At 69.8% G+C, this 17,994-nt stretch carries 17 protein-coding genes; 7 read left to right on the forward strand and 10 right to left on the reverse strand.

What is annotated here, in order from left to right; genetic code table 11:
• The first annotated feature begins 7 nt into the window (after nucleotides 1-7).
• On the forward strand, nucleotides 8-481 hold the full coding sequence (locus tag U2P90_RS01715; RefSeq protein WP_322473522.1) for a hypothetical protein: 474 nt from the start codon (nucleotides 8-10) through the stop codon (nucleotides 479-481).
• A gap of 24 nt (nucleotides 482-505) precedes the next feature.
• Entirely contained in the window at nucleotides 506-1,546 is a 1,041-nt protein-coding gene (locus U2P90_RS01720) for a zinc-dependent alcohol dehydrogenase family protein (RefSeq protein ID WP_322473523.1), read from the forward strand.
• Between the two features lie 15 nt (nucleotides 1,547-1,561).
• Here U2P90_RS01720 and U2P90_RS01725 read toward each other — a convergent pair whose 3' ends face one another.
• Nucleotides 1,562-2,380: an SDR family NAD(P)-dependent oxidoreductase gene (locus tag U2P90_RS01725; protein ID WP_322473524.1), complete on the reverse strand. Its 819-nt coding sequence runs from the start codon at nucleotides 2,378-2,380 to the stop codon at nucleotides 1,562-1,564.
• A 166-nt stretch (nucleotides 2,381-2,546) separates the two neighbouring features.
• Between U2P90_RS01725 and U2P90_RS01730 the strand changes: the two genes are divergently transcribed.
• The gene (locus U2P90_RS01730) at nucleotides 2,547-3,194 is read left to right on the forward strand and encodes a TetR/AcrR family transcriptional regulator (RefSeq protein ID WP_322473525.1); all 648 of its coding nucleotides are present in this window, start codon (nucleotides 2,547-2,549) and stop codon (nucleotides 3,192-3,194) included.
• A gap of 16 nt (nucleotides 3,195-3,210) precedes the next feature.
• Here the strand turns inward: U2P90_RS01730 and xseA are convergent, their stop codons facing one another.
• Entirely contained in the window at nucleotides 3,211-4,422 is a 1,212-nt protein-coding gene (gene xseA / locus U2P90_RS01735; RefSeq protein ID WP_322473526.1) for an exodeoxyribonuclease VII large subunit, read from the reverse strand.
• Nucleotides 4,423-4,435: 13 nt separating this feature from the next.
• The gene (gene crcB / locus U2P90_RS01740) at nucleotides 4,436-4,789 is read right to left on the reverse strand and encodes a fluoride efflux transporter CrcB (RefSeq protein ID WP_295819099.1); all 354 of its coding nucleotides are present in this window, start codon (nucleotides 4,787-4,789) and stop codon (nucleotides 4,436-4,438) included.
• A 64-nt stretch (nucleotides 4,790-4,853) separates the two neighbouring features.
• Between crcB and U2P90_RS01745 the strand changes: the two genes are divergently transcribed.
• Nucleotides 4,854-5,771, forward strand: a complete 918-nt coding sequence (locus U2P90_RS01745; RefSeq protein ID WP_322473527.1) for a magnesium transporter CorA family protein — start codon at nucleotides 4,854-4,856, stop codon at nucleotides 5,769-5,771.
• 318 nt (nucleotides 5,772-6,089) lie between these two features.
• The gene (locus tag U2P90_RS01750; RefSeq protein WP_322473528.1) at nucleotides 6,090-8,699 is read left to right on the forward strand and encodes a S8 family serine peptidase; all 2,610 of its coding nucleotides are present in this window, start codon (nucleotides 6,090-6,092) and stop codon (nucleotides 8,697-8,699) included.
• A gap of 50 nt (nucleotides 8,700-8,749) precedes the next feature.
• Here the strand turns inward: U2P90_RS01750 and U2P90_RS01755 are convergent, their stop codons facing one another.
• A complete protein-coding gene (locus U2P90_RS01755; protein WP_322473529.1) occupies nucleotides 8,750-9,994 on the reverse strand; it encodes an AAA family ATPase in 1,245 nt (414 codons plus the stop codon).
• Nucleotides 9,995-10,087: 93 nt separating this feature from the next.
• On the opposite strand from U2P90_RS01755, the gene U2P90_RS01760 reads away from it, so the two are divergent.
• Nucleotides 10,088-11,656 carry a hypothetical protein gene (locus U2P90_RS01760; RefSeq protein ID WP_322473530.1) on the forward strand — a complete coding sequence of 523 codons (1,569 nt, stop codon included), beginning with the start codon at nucleotides 10,088-10,090 and terminating at the stop codon, nucleotides 11,654-11,656.
• Between the two features lie 3 nt (nucleotides 11,657-11,659).
• On the opposite strand, the gene U2P90_RS01765 is transcribed toward U2P90_RS01760, so the two are convergent.
• The 6 genes from U2P90_RS01765 to U2P90_RS01790 form a co-directional block, all read right to left on the reverse strand.
• Nucleotides 11,660-12,427, reverse strand: coding sequence for a DNA polymerase beta superfamily protein (locus U2P90_RS01765; RefSeq protein ID WP_322473531.1), 768 nt, complete (start codon nucleotides 12,425-12,427; stop codon nucleotides 11,660-11,662).
• Nucleotides 12,415-12,957 carry a 3'-5' exonuclease gene (locus U2P90_RS01770; protein ID WP_322473532.1) on the reverse strand — a complete coding sequence of 181 codons (543 nt, stop codon included), beginning with the start codon at nucleotides 12,955-12,957 and terminating at the stop codon, nucleotides 12,415-12,417. Before U2P90_RS01770 ends, U2P90_RS01765 begins: the two co-directional genes overlap by 13 nt.
• A 26-nt stretch (nucleotides 12,958-12,983) precedes the next feature.
• Nucleotides 12,984-14,009 carry an RNA ligase (ATP) gene (locus U2P90_RS01775; RefSeq protein WP_322473533.1) on the reverse strand — a complete coding sequence of 342 codons (1,026 nt, stop codon included), beginning with the start codon at nucleotides 14,007-14,009 and terminating at the stop codon, nucleotides 12,984-12,986.
• 122 nt (nucleotides 14,010-14,131) lie between these two features.
• On the reverse strand, nucleotides 14,132-15,034 hold the full coding sequence (locus tag U2P90_RS01780; protein ID WP_322473534.1) for a DNA polymerase beta superfamily protein: 903 nt from the start codon (nucleotides 15,032-15,034) through the stop codon (nucleotides 14,132-14,134).
• The gene (locus U2P90_RS01785; RefSeq protein ID WP_322473535.1) at nucleotides 15,031-15,744 is read right to left on the reverse strand and encodes a hypothetical protein; all 714 of its coding nucleotides are present in this window, start codon (nucleotides 15,742-15,744) and stop codon (nucleotides 15,031-15,033) included. The genes U2P90_RS01780 and U2P90_RS01785 overlap by 4 nt, the downstream gene beginning before the upstream one ends.
• Nucleotides 15,741-16,184 carry a hypothetical protein gene (locus tag U2P90_RS01790; protein ID WP_322473536.1) on the reverse strand — a complete coding sequence of 148 codons (444 nt, stop codon included), beginning with the start codon at nucleotides 16,182-16,184 and terminating at the stop codon, nucleotides 15,741-15,743. Before U2P90_RS01790 ends, U2P90_RS01785 begins: the two co-directional genes overlap by 4 nt.
• A 174-nt stretch (nucleotides 16,185-16,358) precedes the next feature.
• Here U2P90_RS01790 and U2P90_RS01795 point away from each other — a divergent pair, with 174 nt between their 5' ends.
• Complete coding sequence (locus tag U2P90_RS01795; RefSeq protein ID WP_322473537.1) at nucleotides 16,359-17,927, forward strand: ABC transporter substrate-binding protein; 1,569 nt, start codon at nucleotides 16,359-16,361, stop codon at nucleotides 17,925-17,927.
• Nucleotides 17,928-17,994 lie beyond the last annotated feature (67 nt).

Raw genomic sequence — 17,994 nt, forward strand, 5'->3', positions numbered from 1 at the left:
ACTCCGCATGATCCGCGTGCTGCTGCTGGGCCTCGTCCTGAGCGCGTGCGCGTACACGCCGCCGCGTGAACCCTTCCACGCCGGCGACCTGTTCACCCTGAACGGCACCACGCTGGACGGCACGATCCTGGCACGGCACCACCGGCTGGCGGGCAGCGGACGGCTCGCGGCCGATGGTCACTGGGAGTACGTGGCAGACGGCGCGGTGGCGGGTGTCTCGGGCGTTCTGGCCGGCCCTGGCGAGCGGCTGGTCGTGCTGGTCGACGGCTCGGAGGCGCTGGGCAACCGGCCGGACGCGCGGGTGACCGTGTGCGCGGTCGAACCGGGGGGGCCGGGGTGGCGCACGGCCAATGGCCTGCTGGTGCAGGGACTGCCCGGCACCATGCTGAACCTGGCCCAGACGCTGGACTGGACGGTGCGGCTGGACACGCTGCGCGGTGTGCTGGGCGCAACCGGCACGTGCACCCTGAAGCGGGGCTAAACGGGGACTGCTACTGTCACGGGCATGCGTGCCCTGGTCTACGAGGCGTTCGGTGCCCGGCCCACCATCGAGACCGTGCCCGACCCGGTTCCCACCCCGGACGGCGTGGTGGTGCAGGTCGGGGCGAGCGGCGTGTGCCGCAGCGACTGGCACGGCTGGATGGGCCACGACCCGGACATCCGCCTGCCTCACGTGCCCGGCCATGAACTGGCGGGCACCATCGTCGCGGTGGGGGCTCAGGTCACGTCGTTCCGGGTGGGTGACCGGGTCACGGTGCCGTTCGTGGCCGGGTGCGGGCGCTGCGAACCGTGCCGCGCCGGGCAGCAGCAGGTGTGCCACGCACAGTTCCAGCCGGGATTCACGCACTGGGGCTCGTTCGCGCAGTTCGTGGCGCTGGGCTACGCCGACCAGAACCTCGTGCGGCTGCCGGACGCGATGGACTTCGCCACGGCAGCCAGCCTGGGGTGCCGCTTCGCCACGTCCTTCCGGGCGGTGTCGCAGCAGGGGCGGCTGCGGGGCGGCGAGTGGGTGGCGGTTCACGGCTGCGGCGGCGTGGGCCTGTCGGCGGTCATGATCGCCCAGGCCCTGGGTGGCCGGGTGATCGCCGTGGACATCGACGACGAGCGCCTGGCCCTGGCCGCCCGGCTGGGAGCCGAGGTCACCGTGAACGGCCGCACCACCCCGGATGTCCCGGCCGCGATCATGGAGGTCACGGATGGCGGGGCCCACCTGTCGCTGGACGCCCTGGGACACCCGCAGACGCTGCGGAACTCGGTGCTGGGCCTGCGCACGCGGGGCCGCCACGTGCAGGTCGGACTGCTGCTGGCCGATCACGCGCAGCCGCCGGTGCCGATGGACCGCGTGATCGCGCGGGAACTGGAACTGCTGGGCAGCCACGGCATGGCCGCGCACGCCTACCCCGAGCTGCTCGGCATGATCGGGCGCGGCGTGCTGAATCCGGCCGCGCTGATCGGCCAGCGCATCGGCCTGGACGGCGCGGCGGACGCCCTGACCGGTATGGACGCCTTCACTGGCACCGGCGTGACGGTCATCGACTCCTTCTGAGCGCGGCCGGGCCGGTCACTGCGCGCGAGCCTGCGCCTGTTTCACGATCCTGGGGAGGATACTGCGCGGGATGAGCCTGGGCAGGAAGGCCTGCACGCGGTTCATCAGGCCGATGACGCGCACGGGCTGGCCACGCAGCATGGCGTCAATGGCCTCGGTGGCGACCGCGTCGGGCGTCATGATGACGCGCTGCCCGGCCGCCGAGGCGAGCAGGCGGCTGCCCTCCATCTGTGCGGCGGCCTGGAAGCCGGTGGCGACCGGGCCGGGACACGCGGCCGTGACGTGCACACCGGTGCCGCGCAGTTCCTCGTTCACGGCCTCGCTGAAGCTCAGGACATAGGCCTTGGTGGCGTAGTACACGGCCATGAGCGGGCCCGGCAGGAACGCGGCGGTGCTGGCGATGTTCAGCACCCGGCCGCGCCCGCGCGCCACCATGCCCGGCAGGAAGCGGTGCGTGAGGTCGGTCAGGACGCTGACGTTCACCTGGATCATCTCCAGCTGCCGGGTGCGTTCCAGGGTGTGGAACTCGCCGTAATCGGCGAATCCGGCGTTGTTCACGAGGACGTCCACCGCCAGGCCCAGAACCCGGACGTGCTGCTCCAGGGTGGCCGCGGCGTCCTGGCGGGCGAGGTCGAGCGGCACGACATGGGCCTGAATGCCGTGCCGTGTGCTCAGATCGGTGGCCAGGTCGTGGAGTCTGTCCGCACTGCGGGCGGTCAGGATCAGATCCATGTGGCGGGCGGCGAGCTGACGGGCGATGGCCTCACCGATCCCGCCGCTGGCTCCAGTGACGAGAGCGGTCGGCCGGGGGGCGGTCTGCGGGGTGTGGCTCATGATGGCTCCTTCCGTGGCCCATGGAACTCACCGACGGTCAGTAAACGATAACTAACCCAGGTTTAGTATGTCAACTCCGCCGCAACGCCGCACGCGATGTATGCGGCTTCATCTTCGGCAGCCTCGTGCCCCGATCCTTCCGACGAGCGGCTGCTACCATTGACCCATGGTTTTCAATGTCCGCGCACGAAGCGACGAAGCCAAACGCGAACGCCGCGACCAGATCCTCAGCGCGGCCCGGAACCTGTGGCAGACCTACCGCTATCCCGACCTCACCCTGGCGGCCATCGCCACGGAGGTCGGGGTCACGAAGGCGGCCCTGTTTGCCTACTTTCCCAGCAAGGAAGACCTGTTTCTCACCCTGTACGAGACCCTGCTCGGCGAGTGGTTCGCGGCCCTCGACCGGCATCTGCTCCTGGGCGGCACCCACACGCCCGAGAGCCTGGCCCGCACCCTGGGCACCCTGACCCTGGAACGCCCGGAGCTCACCCGCCTGATTCCGCTGCTCGCCACGATCCTGGAACACAACATCACCCCGGAACGCGCCCTGACCCACAAGACCTGGGTGGCGGGGCACCTCGCGCAGACCGTCCCCCTGCTGGAGACCGCGCTGCCCGGCCTGCCCGACGGCGGCGGCCGGCGGCTGCTCACCTACACGCAGGCGCTCATCGCGGGGCTGCAGCCCATGAGCGAGCCCTCGCCCGCCGTGTGCCGTGCCCTGGACGACACCGGGCTCGCCGCGCTGCACCTGCGTCTGGACACCGCGCTGCCGGACGCGCTGGGCGCCCTGATCCGCGGCCTGTGCCGCCCCTGAACAGGTGCATGTGGAGTCAGCGCCGGGAGCCGGCCTGCACGTCCACCACGCCGTCGCCGAATTCCAGGGACAGGGACTGCCCGGCCTGTACCTGCGCGGCGCGTGTGACAGGCACGCCCCCCGCGTTCCGCACCAGCGCGTAGCCCCGCGCCAGGGTGCGCTCGGGGGTCAGGCCCAGCGCCTGACGCATCAGGGCGTCCACGTCGGCCCGCTGGCGGTCGATCACGCGGGCCGCGCCGCCCACCAGACGATCCCTGGCCCAGCGGGCCCGGGCGTCGGCGTCCACGAAGGCCCGCGCTCCGGCCGCGCGGATGGTGCGGGCGTCCTGCTGCGCCTGGGCCGCGGCCTGCGCCACGGTGCCCACGATCAGGGCGGCGGCCTTGCTGGGCGTGTCCATGCGCGTGTGCGCGACCTCGTCCGGCAGGGTGTCGTCGCGGGCATGGCCCAGGCCGGTGATGACCGGCGCGGGAAAGGTCGCCACGGCGCGGGCGATGTCCAGATCGTTCAGCCACGCGAGATCCGACGTGGCCCCGCCCCCCCGGATCACGACCAGTGCGTCCAGCGGCGCGTCCGCGTGCAGGGCGCGGGCCTGCGCGACGGCGCGGGTCACGCTGCCGGACGCCTCGCGGCCCTGGAAGGTCGCCTGCAGATACGTGAACTCGATCACCCCGGCAGCCTCCAGCGCGTCCGTCTCGCGGCGGAAGTCGCCCAGGCCGGCGGCCCCCTCGGGCGAGACGACGGCCACGCGGGCGTAGTCGCGGGGCGCAAGCAGGGCGCGGTTCAGGCCGTACACGCCCTCCTGCACCAGCGTGTCGCGCATGACGCCCAGCCGGGCCGCCGCGTCGCCCAGCGTGAACTCCGGGGCGATGTCCAGCACGTGCAGCGAGAAGCCGTACTGCGGGTGGAATTCCGGCGTGCAGAACAGTAAGACCTTGAGCCCGGCCTCCAGCGAACCGCCGGTGGCGCGACGGAACTTGCCCTCCAGCTCGGCGCGTTCCCGTGCCCACACGGTGGCGCGGCAGCGGGCGATCTCGCCGTCCTCGGCCAGCTGCACGAGGTCGAGGTACAGGTGCCGCCGGTCGGTCAGCGACGCCACCTCGGCCCGCACCCACACGGCACCAGGCACGCCCCGCGCGATGACGGCCGCGACGTACTGCAGAACCTCGGCCAGTTCCAGGAACTGTTCGGGGGGGCGGGTCACCTCGGCCTTCTTCCGGCGACGGGTCATGGGGTGCCCCGGCTCACAGGCGCTCCCCCACGCTGCGGCCCAGCAGGGCGGCCAGCACGCCCAGCCCCACGCTGAGCAGCGCGTACACGGCGGCGCTGCCGGCCCGGCCCCCGGTCAGCAGATCACCCAGCTCCACGCTGAAGGTGCTGAAGGTCGTGAAGGCTCCCAGCACGCCGGTGCCGAAGGCCAGCCGCGCCGCCTCGGGCCACACGCCCCGGCCGACCAGGGCGACGGTCAGGCCCAGCAGGAACGAGCCCAGGACATTGATCAGCAGCACCGCGACCGGAAAGCCCGTGCGGGCCACCAGGGGGGCCAGGGTCAGCTGCGTGCCGTAGCGGGCGGCCGCGCCCACGGCCCCGCCCAGCATCACCCACGCCCACGTAGTCACGCGGTTCAGGATAGGCCACATGCCGGCGCACTACGATGCGGCCATGATCCGCGCCCAGCGTCTGGACACCGGCCACGACCTCCACTGGAACGGCGAGACCCAGGGTGTGTGGGTGGACTGCCGCGATCCCAGTGCCGACGATCTGGCCGTGCTGCGCGCCGCGTTCCCCGTCAACCGGCTGGCCCTGGAGGACGCGCTGGAGCACGGGCACTGGAGCCGCGCCGAACAGTACCCGGAGCACGAGTTCATCACGCTGCGGTCGTTCACGCACCCGGATCAGCCCGACGAGTTCACGGAGCGGCTGAGCATCTTCGTGTACAGAGATGCCGTGCTGACCCTGAGCAGCACCAGCACGCACGCCCTGGATGCCGTGTGGGGGCTGGTCGGCCGGGACGCGGTGAACACACCGCACGAGGTCACCTACGAACTGCTCGACCACACTGCCGACACCTTCTTCACGCTGGCCAGCGGCTTCGAGATGCAGCTGGACGCGCTGGAGGAACGCGTGTTCATGAAGGCCCGCGAGAACCCGGTGCCGGCGGTCTTCGAGCTCAAGCATCTGCTGGCGCAGGCCCGGCGGCTCGCGTCGGACGCGCGGGAGGCGACGGCCGTGCTGGGCCGGCACGCGGACTGCAGCCCGCAGGATCTGGTGCGCTACCGCGACGCCCAGGACTCGTTCACACGGGCCGCCGGGCGGCTCGACAGCCTGCGCGACTTCCTGACCAGCCTGCTCGACCTGCACCTGAACCTCCAGAGCCAGCGCATGAACGAGGTGATGCGCACCCTGACGTCGGTGAGCGTGGTATTCCTGCCGCTGACCTTCCTGGCGGGCGTGTGGGGCATGAACTTCCAGCACATGCCGGAACTGCCGTGGCGCTACGGCTACGCCCTGGCGTGGGCCAGCTTCCTGCTGGTCGGCGGCGTGCTCGCTGTGTATTTCAAGCGGCGTGGCTGGTGGTAAGGCGGGGCAGCGACGTGAACGCAGCACGCTGTCGGGGCCCGTCAGGCCACCGAGCACGGCCCGAGCACCGACACGGCGCGGGGGGTACGGCGCCGGGTCGTGCGGGCGTGTCTCCGGATGCCGGAGTTGCACCTGGCAATCAGAAAGTCTGTGACAATTTTCTTACAACGGGAAAGGAAAGGGCATTGCATCACACATTGGGCTTCATGAAGTTTTTATTTTCATCGTGACATCCACCCACTGCGTCGTGTTTCTGTCGTCCCCATCGTCAGGCCGCCCATCGGACGGCCGTCTGTTGTCCTACCGTCAGGAGACTCCATGACCGTATCCCGCCTGCTCCGTCCCTCTGCCCTGGCCCTGCTCTCGCTGACGCTGGCCGCCTGTGGTGCCCAGCGCGCTCCGGTGGCTGCCCAGCCGGACACCACCCTGCAGGCCCTGTCGGCCGGCAGCGAGAACCAGACGCCGCGCGCGTGGTTCGTGGAACTCGCCGGTGCGCCCACCAGCAAGGGCGGTGCCCGCGCCCAGCTCGCCCAGGAGCGTCAGGCCTTCCGTGACCAGGCAAAGGCCCTGGGCCTGAAGGTCAAGGATCGTCTGGAGTTCGAGCGCCTGTGGAACGGCGTGTCCGTCGAGGTCGCGGACGCCGACGTGGCCAAGCTGCGCGACGTGCCCGGCGTGAAGGCCGTCTTCCCGGTGCTGAGCGTGCCCATGCCCGACGGCGAGCGCAGCGCCGAGACGCCGGACATGACCACCGCCATCGCCCAGACCGGGGCGGACGTCGCGCAGAACGAGCTGGGCCTGACCGGCCAGGGCGTGAAGATCGCCATCATGGACACCGGCCTGGATCTCGACCACCCCGCCTTCGCGGGCCGCGTGGTCGCCAGCTACGACTTCGTGGGCGACGCCTACGACGGCACCAACACCCCGGTGCCCGGTCAGGACACCGTGGACGACTGCGGCGGGCACGGCACGCACGTGGCCGGGATCGCGGCGGCGGGCGGGGCCGTCAAGGGCGTGGCCCCCCAGGCCTCACTGGGCATCTACCGCGTGTTCGGCTGCGCCGGGAGCACCGACTCCGACATCATGATCGCCGCCATGGAACGCGCCCTGGCCGACGGCATGGACGTCCTGAACATGAGCATCGGCGCGTCCTTCAACTCGTGGCCCGAGTACCCCAGCGCCGTCGCCGCGAGCAACCTCGTGGATGCCGGTGTGGTCGTCGCGGCCTCGATCGGCAACAGCGGCACGGGCGGCGTGTTCGCGGCCGGAGCCCCCGGCGTGGGCGACAAAGTCATCGGCGTGGCGAACTTCATGAACACCCACGTGTTCCTGAACGAATTCACGGTGTCCCCCGACGGCACGAAGATGGGCTATCAGAACGCCACGGGTGCTCCTGCCGCGCCCACCACCGGCACGCTGCCGATGGCGAAGACGGGAACGCCCACCTCGGCCACCGACGCCTGCTCCCCGCTGGCCCCCGGCAGCCTGACCGGGCAGGCCGTGCTGATCCGGCGCGGCGGCTGCACCTTCTACATCAAGGCCCAGAACGCCCAGAACGCCGGCGCGGCGGCCGTGGTGATCTACAACAACGCGGCTGGCCCCTTCGCCGGCACCGTCACCGGGACGCCCGCCATCACCATCCCGGTCGTGAGCGTGTCGGACACGCAGGGCGCCCTGCTGAACAACCGCATCGCCGCCGGCCCCACGACCATGACGTGGACGGCGAACAGCGGCAGCTACGCCAACCCGACCGGCAACCTGCTCGATTCCTCCAGCTCCTACGGTCTGGATGCCAAGCTGGGCCTGAAGCCTGACATCGGTGCGCCCGGCGGCCTGATCCGCTCCACGTACCCCCTGAGCCTGGAACCGAGCGGCTACGCCATCCTGAGCGGCACGTCCATGGCCTCGCCGCATGTGGCGGGGATCTCGGCGCTGGTCATCCAGGCGAAGCGGGCGGCGGGCACACCCATCGCCGCCGGCGACATGCGCGGCCTGCTCCAGAACACCGCGACCCCCAAGCCGTGGAGCGGCAACCCCGGCCTGGGCTTCCTGGACTTCGTGCACCGCCAGGGCGCGGGCATGGCGAACGTCGTGAACGCCGTGAAGGCCACCGCCAGCGTGACCCCGTCCAAGCTGTCGCTGGGCGAGAACGAGGTCGCGGGCGGCACCAAGACCCAGACACTGACCGTGACCAACCGCAGCGCGGGCACCGTCACGTACACCCTGGGCCACCAGGGCGCCCTCGGCACCGCCGGAAACTACACCGTCACCGCACAGCTTCCCGGCGCGAGCGCCTCGTTCAGCGCCCCCACCGTGACCGTGCCGGCCGGCAGCAGCGCCAGCGTGACCGTGACCATCACGCCCACCGGAGCGGCCAAGACCGTGTACGGCGGCTACGTGGTATTCACGCCGGACAACGGCAGCGAGACCCTGCGCGTGCCCTATGCCGGCTTCCAGGGCGACTACCAGAGCCTGAACATCCTGACCGGCCTGAAGACCATGGCGAAGCTGAATGCCGCCGGCACCGGCTATGACGTGCTCAGCGCACCCAGCACCTTCACCATGCAGGGCAGCGACTACCCGCAGTTCCTGCTGCACCTCGACCACTTTGCCCGCTGGATCAAGCTCGATGTCGTGGACGCCGCGACCGGGCAGCCGGTGCACTCGCAGTTCTTCAACGCCAGCACCGACGAGTACCTGCCGCGCAACTCCACCGCGACCGGCTTCTTCGCCTTCGCGTGGGACGGTCAGGTCAGCTGGAGCCGGGGCTACAACGGCGTGGGCAACACGCACGACAAGCGCAAGCCCGTGCCCAACGGCCAGTACATCGTGAAGATCTCGGCCCTCAAGGCGCTGGGTGACGCCGCGAACGCCGCCCACGTGGAGCGCTGGCAGTCCCCCGTGATCACGGTGAACGCCCCTAAGAAGTAATTCCGAAGTCAATGCGGGCGGCCTCCACACTGCTGGAGGCCGCCCGCTGGCTATGGCACCGCGAGTGGCCGCGCCGGCACCGTGTACTGCGCGTGGGCCGGCACCGACACGATCTGCTGCCCCGGATAGCGCAGCGCACTGAGCTGCCCGCCGAAGGCGCAGCCGGTGTCGATGTTCACGGTGTTCCCCACCCGGCGGGGCGCGACGTGCGGCGTGTGGCCGTACACGACCAGCGCCGCGCCGGTATACGCGGTCGCCCAGTCCCCCCGCACCGGCAGGCCGTACTCGTCGCGGGTGCCGTCCACGTCGCCGTACAGGGCGAAGCTCCGCACGCGGCCGGACGTGCGCCCCTGAAAACGCTCCGGCAGCCCCGCGTGCGCGACGACCAGCCGCCCGCCGTCCAGCACCAGATGTGGGGGCAGCGAGGTGATGAAGGCCTGAACCTGCGTCTGGAAGTCCCTGCCCGCCGCGTCCAGCTGCGCCAGGGTGGCGTCCAGACCATGCATGGGCTTGACGGCCCGGCCCGAGAGCGCCCGCGCCAGCTTCTCCTCGTGGTTGCCGGGCACGCACAGGGCCGTGCCCGCGCTGACCATGCCCATGACCAGCCGCAGCACTCCGGCGCTGTCCGGCCCCCGGTCGACGAGGTCGCCCAGGAACACGGCGGTGTGCCCGGCGGGCGGCATGACGTGGTCACCGTCCAGCCCGTAGCCCAGGGTGCCCAGCAGCTCGCGCAGTTCCGGCAGGCAGCCGTGGACGTCCCCGATCACGTCGAAGGGGCCGGTCAGGTCGCGCCGATCCACGCGCAGGGGCACCCGCGTGACCTGCGCCGCGTCCACCTCGGCCTCCGAGCGCCGCACCCACACGCGCCGGAACCCCTCATGGGGCAGGCCGCCCAGCGTACGGCGCAGTTCGGCGTGCTGGTGCAGGATCGTGTCCGGGTCGACCGCCGGGCCGGGCCGGGCGGCGCTGCGGGCCTCCAGCACGCTCCGGGGCAGGTCGAGCACCACCGCCACCGCCGGCAGGTCGTGGGCACGGGCCAGTTCCAGCAGCGGGCGGCGGTCGTGCGGTCTCACGAGGGTGGCGTCCACGACGGTGAGCAGGCCGCGTTCCAGGCGGTCGTGGGCGGCGCGGAGCAGTGCTTCCAGGTCACCGGACACCACCTCGTCCGGCGCGAAGTGCCGGGCCGCAAAGGTGCTCTTGCCGGCCGAGGGCGCACCGATCAGCACGACCAGCGCCGGGCTGGGCAGATCGATGGGGGTGGTCTGGGGCGGCACACTGGACAGGGGCTCGGACACGTGGCCCGATGCTCGCACATCCGGGCGGGTCGAAAATCTCGTGGTGCCGGGTGGGTGGCGTCCGCTAGGATCTGACGGGTGAGGGGCAGTGTGATGAAGAGTCTCCGCAGCGGCCTGCTTGCCGTGGGGCTGCTGCTGCCGCTGGCCCTGGCGGCCACGCCGCGCAGCGCCGACCAGTGGTACGCCGCCGGACAGACGCAGCTGCGGGCCGGACAGCTCCAGGCTGCCGCCGCCGCCTTCCTCCAGGCCGCCACGCTGAATCCCAGCGCCGCCAACTGGCGGGCCCTGGCCGACACCCGCGTGCGCCTGGACGACTTCGCCGGAGCCACGCAGGCCTACGACCGCGCCATCCAGGGCTACCGCTCGCGGGGCGACAGCGTGACCGCCCGAGCCCTGGAGACCCTGGCCGCGCCCTACCGGCAGGACGCCGCCCTGTACGTCCTGAACGCGGCGTCCACCCCCGCTCCCGCGTGCCAGCCCACCCCGGCGAAGTTCGAGCCAGCGACCGGCGTGTACCTGGGGGCCTACGTGGACGAACAGGGCATCGGCCGGGATGGCCGCCTGCTCGTGCCGCAGCAGCTCGGCACGCCGCTGGCCGTGTACTTCCGCTACTTCACCCTGAAGCCCGGCGTGGGTGAGGTCTTCCCCCACCGGCTCGCGCAGGCGGTGAAGGCGGCCGGCGGGGCCCTGCACATCGCGCTGGAGCCGGGCATCCCGCTGCGGCAGGTGACCGAGGCGAGTGTGCTGCCCTTCGCTCGGGCCGCCGCCGCGTCCGGTGTGCCGATCTTCCTGCGCTTCGCCGGGGAATTCAATGACTCCGCCAACGAGTGGAGCCGCGACCCCGCCCTGTACCGCACGAAATTTCGGCTGGTGCACGACGTGATGGCCCGTACCGCGCCGAACGTGGCGATGGTCTGGATGATGATGCCCTCTCGGCTGGAGGTGCTGGACTCGTACTATCCCGGCCCGGACGCCGTGGACTGGGTGGGCCTGAGCCTGTACAGCGTGCCCTTCCAGAACGGCGACCGCACCCAGCCGGGCCTGCGCGTGAACCCGCTGGACGTGCTCGATCCCATCTACCGGAAATATGCGTGCACGCACCCCATCCAGGTCAGCGAGTACGCCTCGGCGCACCGCAGCGGCGCGGCCCCCGGCGTGGACTACACGGCCTTCGCCGCCCAGAAACTGCGCGAACTGTACTGGGGCGCGGCGCTGAAGTACCCGCGCGTGAAGAACATCAACTGGCTGAACATCGACATGCAGACCAGCGCCTTCGTGCAGCCGCGTGCGCCGCAGCGCCGCAACGACTACTCCCTGCCCGGCGTGCCGGCCAAGGTGGCTGCGTTCCGTGACCTGCTGGGCATGCAGACCTTCCGCACGGCGTTCGGCACCGGCACCGTCCACGTCCCGCAGCCCTTCCCCACCCGCGTGCAGCTGCGCGAGGCCGTGCAGGGGGCCGTGTGGCTCCGCACCTTCGAGCCGCCCACCCGCGTCACCGTGACCCTGGACGGCCGCGCCGTCCCCGTCGGCGGGGCCCTGCCGTACCGCTTCACGCTGCCCGCCGACCTGCCCCCCGGCCGACACACCCTGACCGTGACGGCCAGTGGCAGCGGCGGCAAGACGCTGGTCAGCCGGGTGCAGACCTTCGACGTGCAGCCGTGAGCCTCAGCCCGATCCCAGCCGCACCCGCACCACCCAGTCGCTGACGGCGCGGCGCACGTCCTCCGGCACGGCGTCCGGGAGGTGCGTGCTGTCCTTCGCCGCCTCCAGCGCCTGAACCAGCCGCTCATGCTCGGCGCGGTAGGTCTCCAGTGGCGCGGGCAGCGGTTCCTGCTCGGCTCCGTTCCGCTTCAAGGCGATCAGGTCATCTAAAAACGGCAGCCGCGCATCCCCGTTCAGCACCTCCAGATTCGCCTCGACCACCCCCGAACGCATCAGGTGCAGGCCGGTCAGCACCGTGCGGAAGGCGTACAGCAGCGGCTTGACGCGGGGTACGGCCTCCTTGTGCAGCAGCTTCCACTGGTTCGCCGTGAAGCCCAGGTAGTGGTGCGCGTGCCAGCGCGTCAGCACGCCGGGGGCCAGGGCCACCAGTTCCGCGTGCGCCGCCGACGTGTGAACCACCAGCGGCGACAGCAGCTGCTCCAGCACGTAGCCGTTGCGCGTCAGCAGCAGGCGGGCGAACTTGCGGGCGTCGTGGGTGACGAGGTCGAGTTCCACCTGCCCGTCATCCCGTTCCAGCGAGTACGTCTCTGGCACATCCTCCAGACCCAGTACGTCCCGCACAGGCAGCACATGCACGCCGCGCAGATCCCAGTCGCTGTCTGGGCTGGGAAAGCCGTACAGGTGCGCCCCGCTGACCGTGGCGAACAGCAGCGGGTACGGGTGGTCGTGAGCGGCAGCTTGGAGTTGTGGCGGGAAGGTCAGGGTGTCCATTGTTCCTCCCGGATCAGGCCCGCGACCAGCGCCGCGATGTTCCAGGCGTCATCCACGCCCCGGTGGTGTCGGCCTTCCAGGGGCAACCCGGCGGCGGCCAGCGCCTGCGCCATGCCGGGCCGTTTTCTGAGCCCGTGAGCCTCGGTATACACCTTCTTGGCGTTGGTATGCCGGGAGCTGAACGGATATGGCACGCCGGACGCCGCGCACTGCAGCTGGAACTGCTTGCGGTCGTAGTCGCCCCAGCTGGCCCACGGGCGGGAGTCCGTGTGGAACGTCCGGCGCAGTTCCTCGCACGCCTCCCGGAAGCTGATGCCGCCCACGACCTCGGCCGGCGTCAGGCCCGTGAGTTCGGTGCAGAAAGCACTGACCTCGGAACGCTCTGGGCGCACGAGGACGCTCCGCCGCTCGACCCGTTCCAGACTCTGCATATCCAGCACGCACACGCCGATCTCGATGATCTCGTTCGTCTGCCCGGCGGGTGGCGGGCCATCCCAGCACGTGGCCTCGATATCGATGATGTTCAGCATGAATCCTTCCGGTGGCGACTCCATCCTCAGCTCAGCTCCTCGCCGGTTTCCTTGCGGGCGTAGGCGTCCGAGACGAGTTTGACGCTCAGGTCGCTGCCGTCGCCACTGGGGCGCGGCACGGCTGGCGTGAGCACTAGGCCCTCGCGGATGTGCAGGCCCGAGCCCGACACGGTCTCCAGCCCGCCGCGCAGGCTGCGGATGTGCTCCGGGTCGTAGGCCCCCTCGTACAGCACGGGAACGCCGTAGGTCTGGAACCACTCGGGCCAGTCGGCACGGGGCTGCACCTGCCCGGCCACGCTGAGCTTGAAGACCCGCAGGGTCGGTTTCTGCTGCCCGTAGCCGAAGCCCTTCTGCACCGGGATGACCTCGGCAAAGACCTGCAGCTCGCCGTCCGGGACAGCCGCGTCGGCCGCCGCGAACAGGCCCACGTTGCCCGCCGCCTGCCAGTACACGTTGGCGGCGCTGTCCAGCAGCGACAGACCACTGCGCGATAGGCCCTTGCTGGTCACGTACCACACGCCGCCGGTACGGAAGTACACTCCCTGCGAGCCGTGCAGCTTCTCGGTCACGACGACCGGCTCGCCGCCCTGAAACTCGTCGGCATAGATGCCGAACTGCTCGACGTCGTGGTGCTGGTAGTGCCGGGCCACCGGCAGCGGGGCCACGGCCCCCGCCATGTTCGCCGGGATCGGCGGCTCCCAGAAGGTGATGCCCAGGGCGGCCGACAGATCCTCGCCGAAGGGCAGTCCCTCCAGCCCCTCGCCGGGAATGATCACGCCCTGCGACAGCTCGCCGCGCAGCCGCACCGATCCGACCCGGTTCTTCTCGGGGCCGTGCAGATACGACGCGCCCGTGTCGGCGCTGACGTACAGCTGCGCGTAGTGCGGCGGCAACAGCGAGCGCTCCGGCGCGACGATGATGACGTCGCCGTCGCGGTACTCGCCCCGGCGCACCACGAGCTGGAAGGCGCCCACCTTGCACAGCTCCAGCCGCTCGGCGTTCGGATGGGGAAAGAGGCGGGCGTGTTCCTTGACCACCTGACGTTCAGCCATACGGGGTTCCTTAGAGTATTGATGGTGATTTCCGGCGGAAGACTCTCCACCGCTCCGCAGTCTGCCCGGCCCCACGTCCCCGCCGCGTCCGCACACCGCGCACACTCCGTAGGCGTCCCGGCCTACCCCGACCAGCCCACCGCCGCCCGCCTCGCGGCGATCAGCCATGCCTCGACCGTCTCGAAATCGGGACGCTCGGGCAGCGTTGTGCGCTCAAACGCCCGATCGAATTCCGCGTGCAGCTCCAGCCGCCAGCGGTTCGCCTCGGCCCAGTCCATCTGCCCGCTTTTGACGGCCAGCAGCATACCTTTGTGCTCGCCCACGTTCACCATGATCTCGCCGGTTCGCAGGGCGTGGATGCCGCTCAGCAGCAGCCGCAGCAGGTGCATCACGTGCTTGGGGCGGATGTCGCCGTGGGCGCGGCGGCCCTGCTCCAGCCGCCGGAACTGGCCCTGCACGTAGCCGTTGTAGGTCTGGTACAGCAATCGGCTCAGGAACGCCCCCCGGATGTCCAGCAGCGCCTGCGCCTGTTCGGTCACGGTCAGCGGCAGCGGCGAATACAGGCACTCCAGCACGTTCGGGTTGGCCCTGAGCGCCAGCCGCACGAACTTGCGGGTCTCCCAGGAGACCTCCTCGGTGTGTTCCGAGTGGCGCTCCAGTTGCTCGGGCAGGTCGGCCAGCCCCCAGTGCAGCCGGGCGGGCGGCAGAAAAAAGCCGCGCAGGTCGGTATCGCTGGCGTCGGTGTCCAGGCCGAAGGCGCGGCTGCCCATCACGCAGCGGTACTGCACATAAGGCCACAGATCGGTGCCCGGCTCCGGCAGGGCTTCGAGCTCGCTCCGGCGCACGGCCAGATGCACGCGGTTGATCTCCAGCACCACGCCGTCGGGGAACTGCACGGCGTAGACACTGGGGCCATCGCCGGGCGGCTGCCTCAGGATGATGCCCGCCGCGCCCACCAGCTTCTCTCCGTGTACGGTGCGGAGGGTCACGTGGGTGCCAACCGGGAGGCGGTGATCGGGGGTCATGACGGATTTCCCAGGTACAGCAAAGCGTCGCTGATGTCCTGCGCCACTGGGCCGTCCGGGTCTGCAAAGAAGGCAACTTCAAGGCGTCTGGCTATCTCGGGGCGAAGCAACCAGCTCCTCAGCGCGGCGAGTTCCTGCTCAGCAGCAGTGTCCAGAAACGCATTGAACTGCCTGACATCGTCCATGGCATGAACGTCGGATTTGATGAACCACGCCAGCTGATGGATCGCCTGGGGCAGTGGCGCGGTGTCCCATTCCCGCAGGAACGAGGCCCACGGCTCCCCGAACAGGTGGACGGAGGTCAGGACAGCGTTCACTTTGAAACAGACATTGTCCTCGCTTGTCAGCAGTTCAGCCCACCATGCGTGGAGGAAGTCGCTGACGGCCTCGTGCTGCTGCACGGTCAGCGGGCATCCACCGCTCCGCAGGCGACCCAGGATGATCTCGGCATCACACCCGATGACTTCCGCGCTGACCGCTTCCAGAAGTCTGGGCAGGAAATACAGGTAATCTCTTCCATCGCCAATCGTGGTGGTGGCCTTGACCCCGTACTTGGCGAGGTCATCCACGGTCAGCAATCGGAGCGGTGTGCTGACCATACGGTGCAGATGGGCCGGATCAGTGCAGCAGGGACAGCCGTCCAGCGTGACTGGCTTTGGCACATCAGCGAAGGCCATATAGAGCTGTGCGATTGCCTGCGCGAGATTCACGTGTCCTCCTGCCTGAGTATGCCCAGCCGCGCGACCGGGTCATCTTCCACGTCTGCGAACCCCCCGCCCGACAGCGCGAGGACAGCACGCACCGCCTCGGCCTGAGCCGGCGTGAATCTGTGATCTTCCAGTGCGGCCCGCACCACCCTGAGAATGGACTCCGAGTTGAAGTCATCGATCTCGCCCTGTGCCACCAGCTCCAGCAGCCGGGGCAGGAAGTATGCGAACTCCGACCACGGCCCCACGTGCGCAGCGTGCATGACGAACAGATAGTCTCGGAAGTGGGTGGCCGTGAGCGTGCGCAGAGGTTCCCGGAGCAGGAACCGGCGGTAGTGGTCGGTCAGTTCCCAGGGCTCACCGGCGACCTGCGGCGGCTTCGGCACGCGGCGGAAGGCGGCGTACAGGGGTTCGATGACGTGCTCCAGAGGGTCATGCGGCATAGCAGCGTGGGTTCAGTCAGCGTAACGGGTGGATCGCACCACTCCCCGTTGGCCTGGACACCCCCGGTGGAGGTGCCAGAATGACCGTGTCCGTGAGCTGGGTCTGAAGAACGTGAAGTGGAGCATTCCTGAGTTCTGGTGTCTGAACCGTGGGGGTACCGTATGCGTCACTCGATGAAAGCTGCCCTGACCGCCGCCCTCTCTCTGAGCCTGCTGGCCACGGCCGCCGCGCAGACCTCCCGCCAGAGCACGCTGGTGATCGGCGGGGACTTCAGTGACCTGATCACCCTGGATCCCGGCGTGTCGTACGAGTTCAGTGGTTCGCTGGTCACGGGGAACCTGTACGACACGCTGGTGGCGTACGAGGGCAACAACCTCACGACCCTGAAGCCCCGGCTGGCGAGCAGCTGGACGGTCACGCCGACTGCCACCGGCTCGCGCCTGACCTTCAAGCTGCGGGACGCGAAGTTCAGCACCGGGCGGCCCGTGACGGCGGCCGACGTGGTGTACTCGGTGAACCGCGTCATCAACCTGAAGACGCCGTCGAGCTTCCTGTACACCGACGTGGCGAACCTGAAGGTCGGCAGCGTGACGGCGCCAGACGCGAAAACGGTCGTGATGGACATCCCCAAGACCGCCAACCCGAACATCGTGCTGGCGCTGCTGACCTTCAATATCGGCGGCGTGATCGACTCGACCGAGGCAAAGGCCCACGAACAGGGCGGGGACTACGGGACAGCATGGCTCAAGGATCATTCGGCGGGCAGCGGGCCGTTCGTGCTGAACCGCTGGGATCGCAGCGCCCAGGTCGCGCTGGACGCGAACCCGAATGCGTTCCGCCGCTCGCCCACCATCAAGCGTGTGATCCTGCGCTACATGCTGGAATCCAGCGCCCAGCAGGCTGCCGCCAACTCCGGCGAGATCGATGTGGCGATGAACTACACGCCGGACGCCTTCAAGGCCGTGGCCGCCGGCACGAAGTTCAGGACGCAGAAGGCCGACTCCTTCCTGCTGGCGTACCTGGGCATGAACTCGGCCAAGGGCATGCCCCTCGAGGACGCCCGCGTGCGCGAGGCCGTGCGCTACGCCATCGACCAGGACGGCATCATCAGTGGGCTGCTCCAGGGCCTGGGCCGCAAGACGCAGACCATCATTCCCATCGGGCTGGCGGGCTCTGACCCCAAGATCTACTACCCCTATAACCCCGAAAAGGCGAAGGAACTCCTGAAGGCGGCGGGCAAGGAAGGCGGCTTCAGCGTGGACTTCATGGTCAGCACCGGCTCATGCGCGGGCGGGGTGCCCTGCGCGGATCTGGCCGCCAAGATCCAGGCCGACCTCGCCAAGGTGGGCATCAAGCTGAACATCAAGCAGATGGTGAACAGTGAGCTGCTGACCGCCTACCGCGCCCAGAAGGCCCCGCTGATCCAGGTCTCGTGGAGCCCGGACTACCCCGACGCCGATGGGAACGGCACCCCTCTGAGCGACTACAACGCCAAGTCCCTGGCGTGGCGCAACGGCTGGCAGAACGCCGCTGCCAGCAAACTCGCCCAGAGCGCCGCCATCGAGACGGACGCGACCAAGCGCCTGAACCTCTACAAGCAGCTCACCGCGCTGGTGGTCAAGGACGGCCCCTTCGCGATCCTGTACCAGCCCAGCCGGCCCATCGTGATCCAGCAGAGCGTCAGCGGCTTCAACCAGAACGCCAACGGTGACGTGCAGTTCGAGAAGATCAGCAAGAAGTAGTCACGGTTGAGCTGAGGGCGAACCCCTCCGCCCTTCGGGCACCTCCCCCCAGAGGGAGGCAAGGATC

The sequence above is a fragment of the Deinococcus sp. AB2017081 genome, assembly GCF_034440735.1.
Lineage (GTDB): Bacteria > Deinococcota > Deinococci > Deinococcales > Deinococcaceae > Deinococcus > Deinococcus rufus.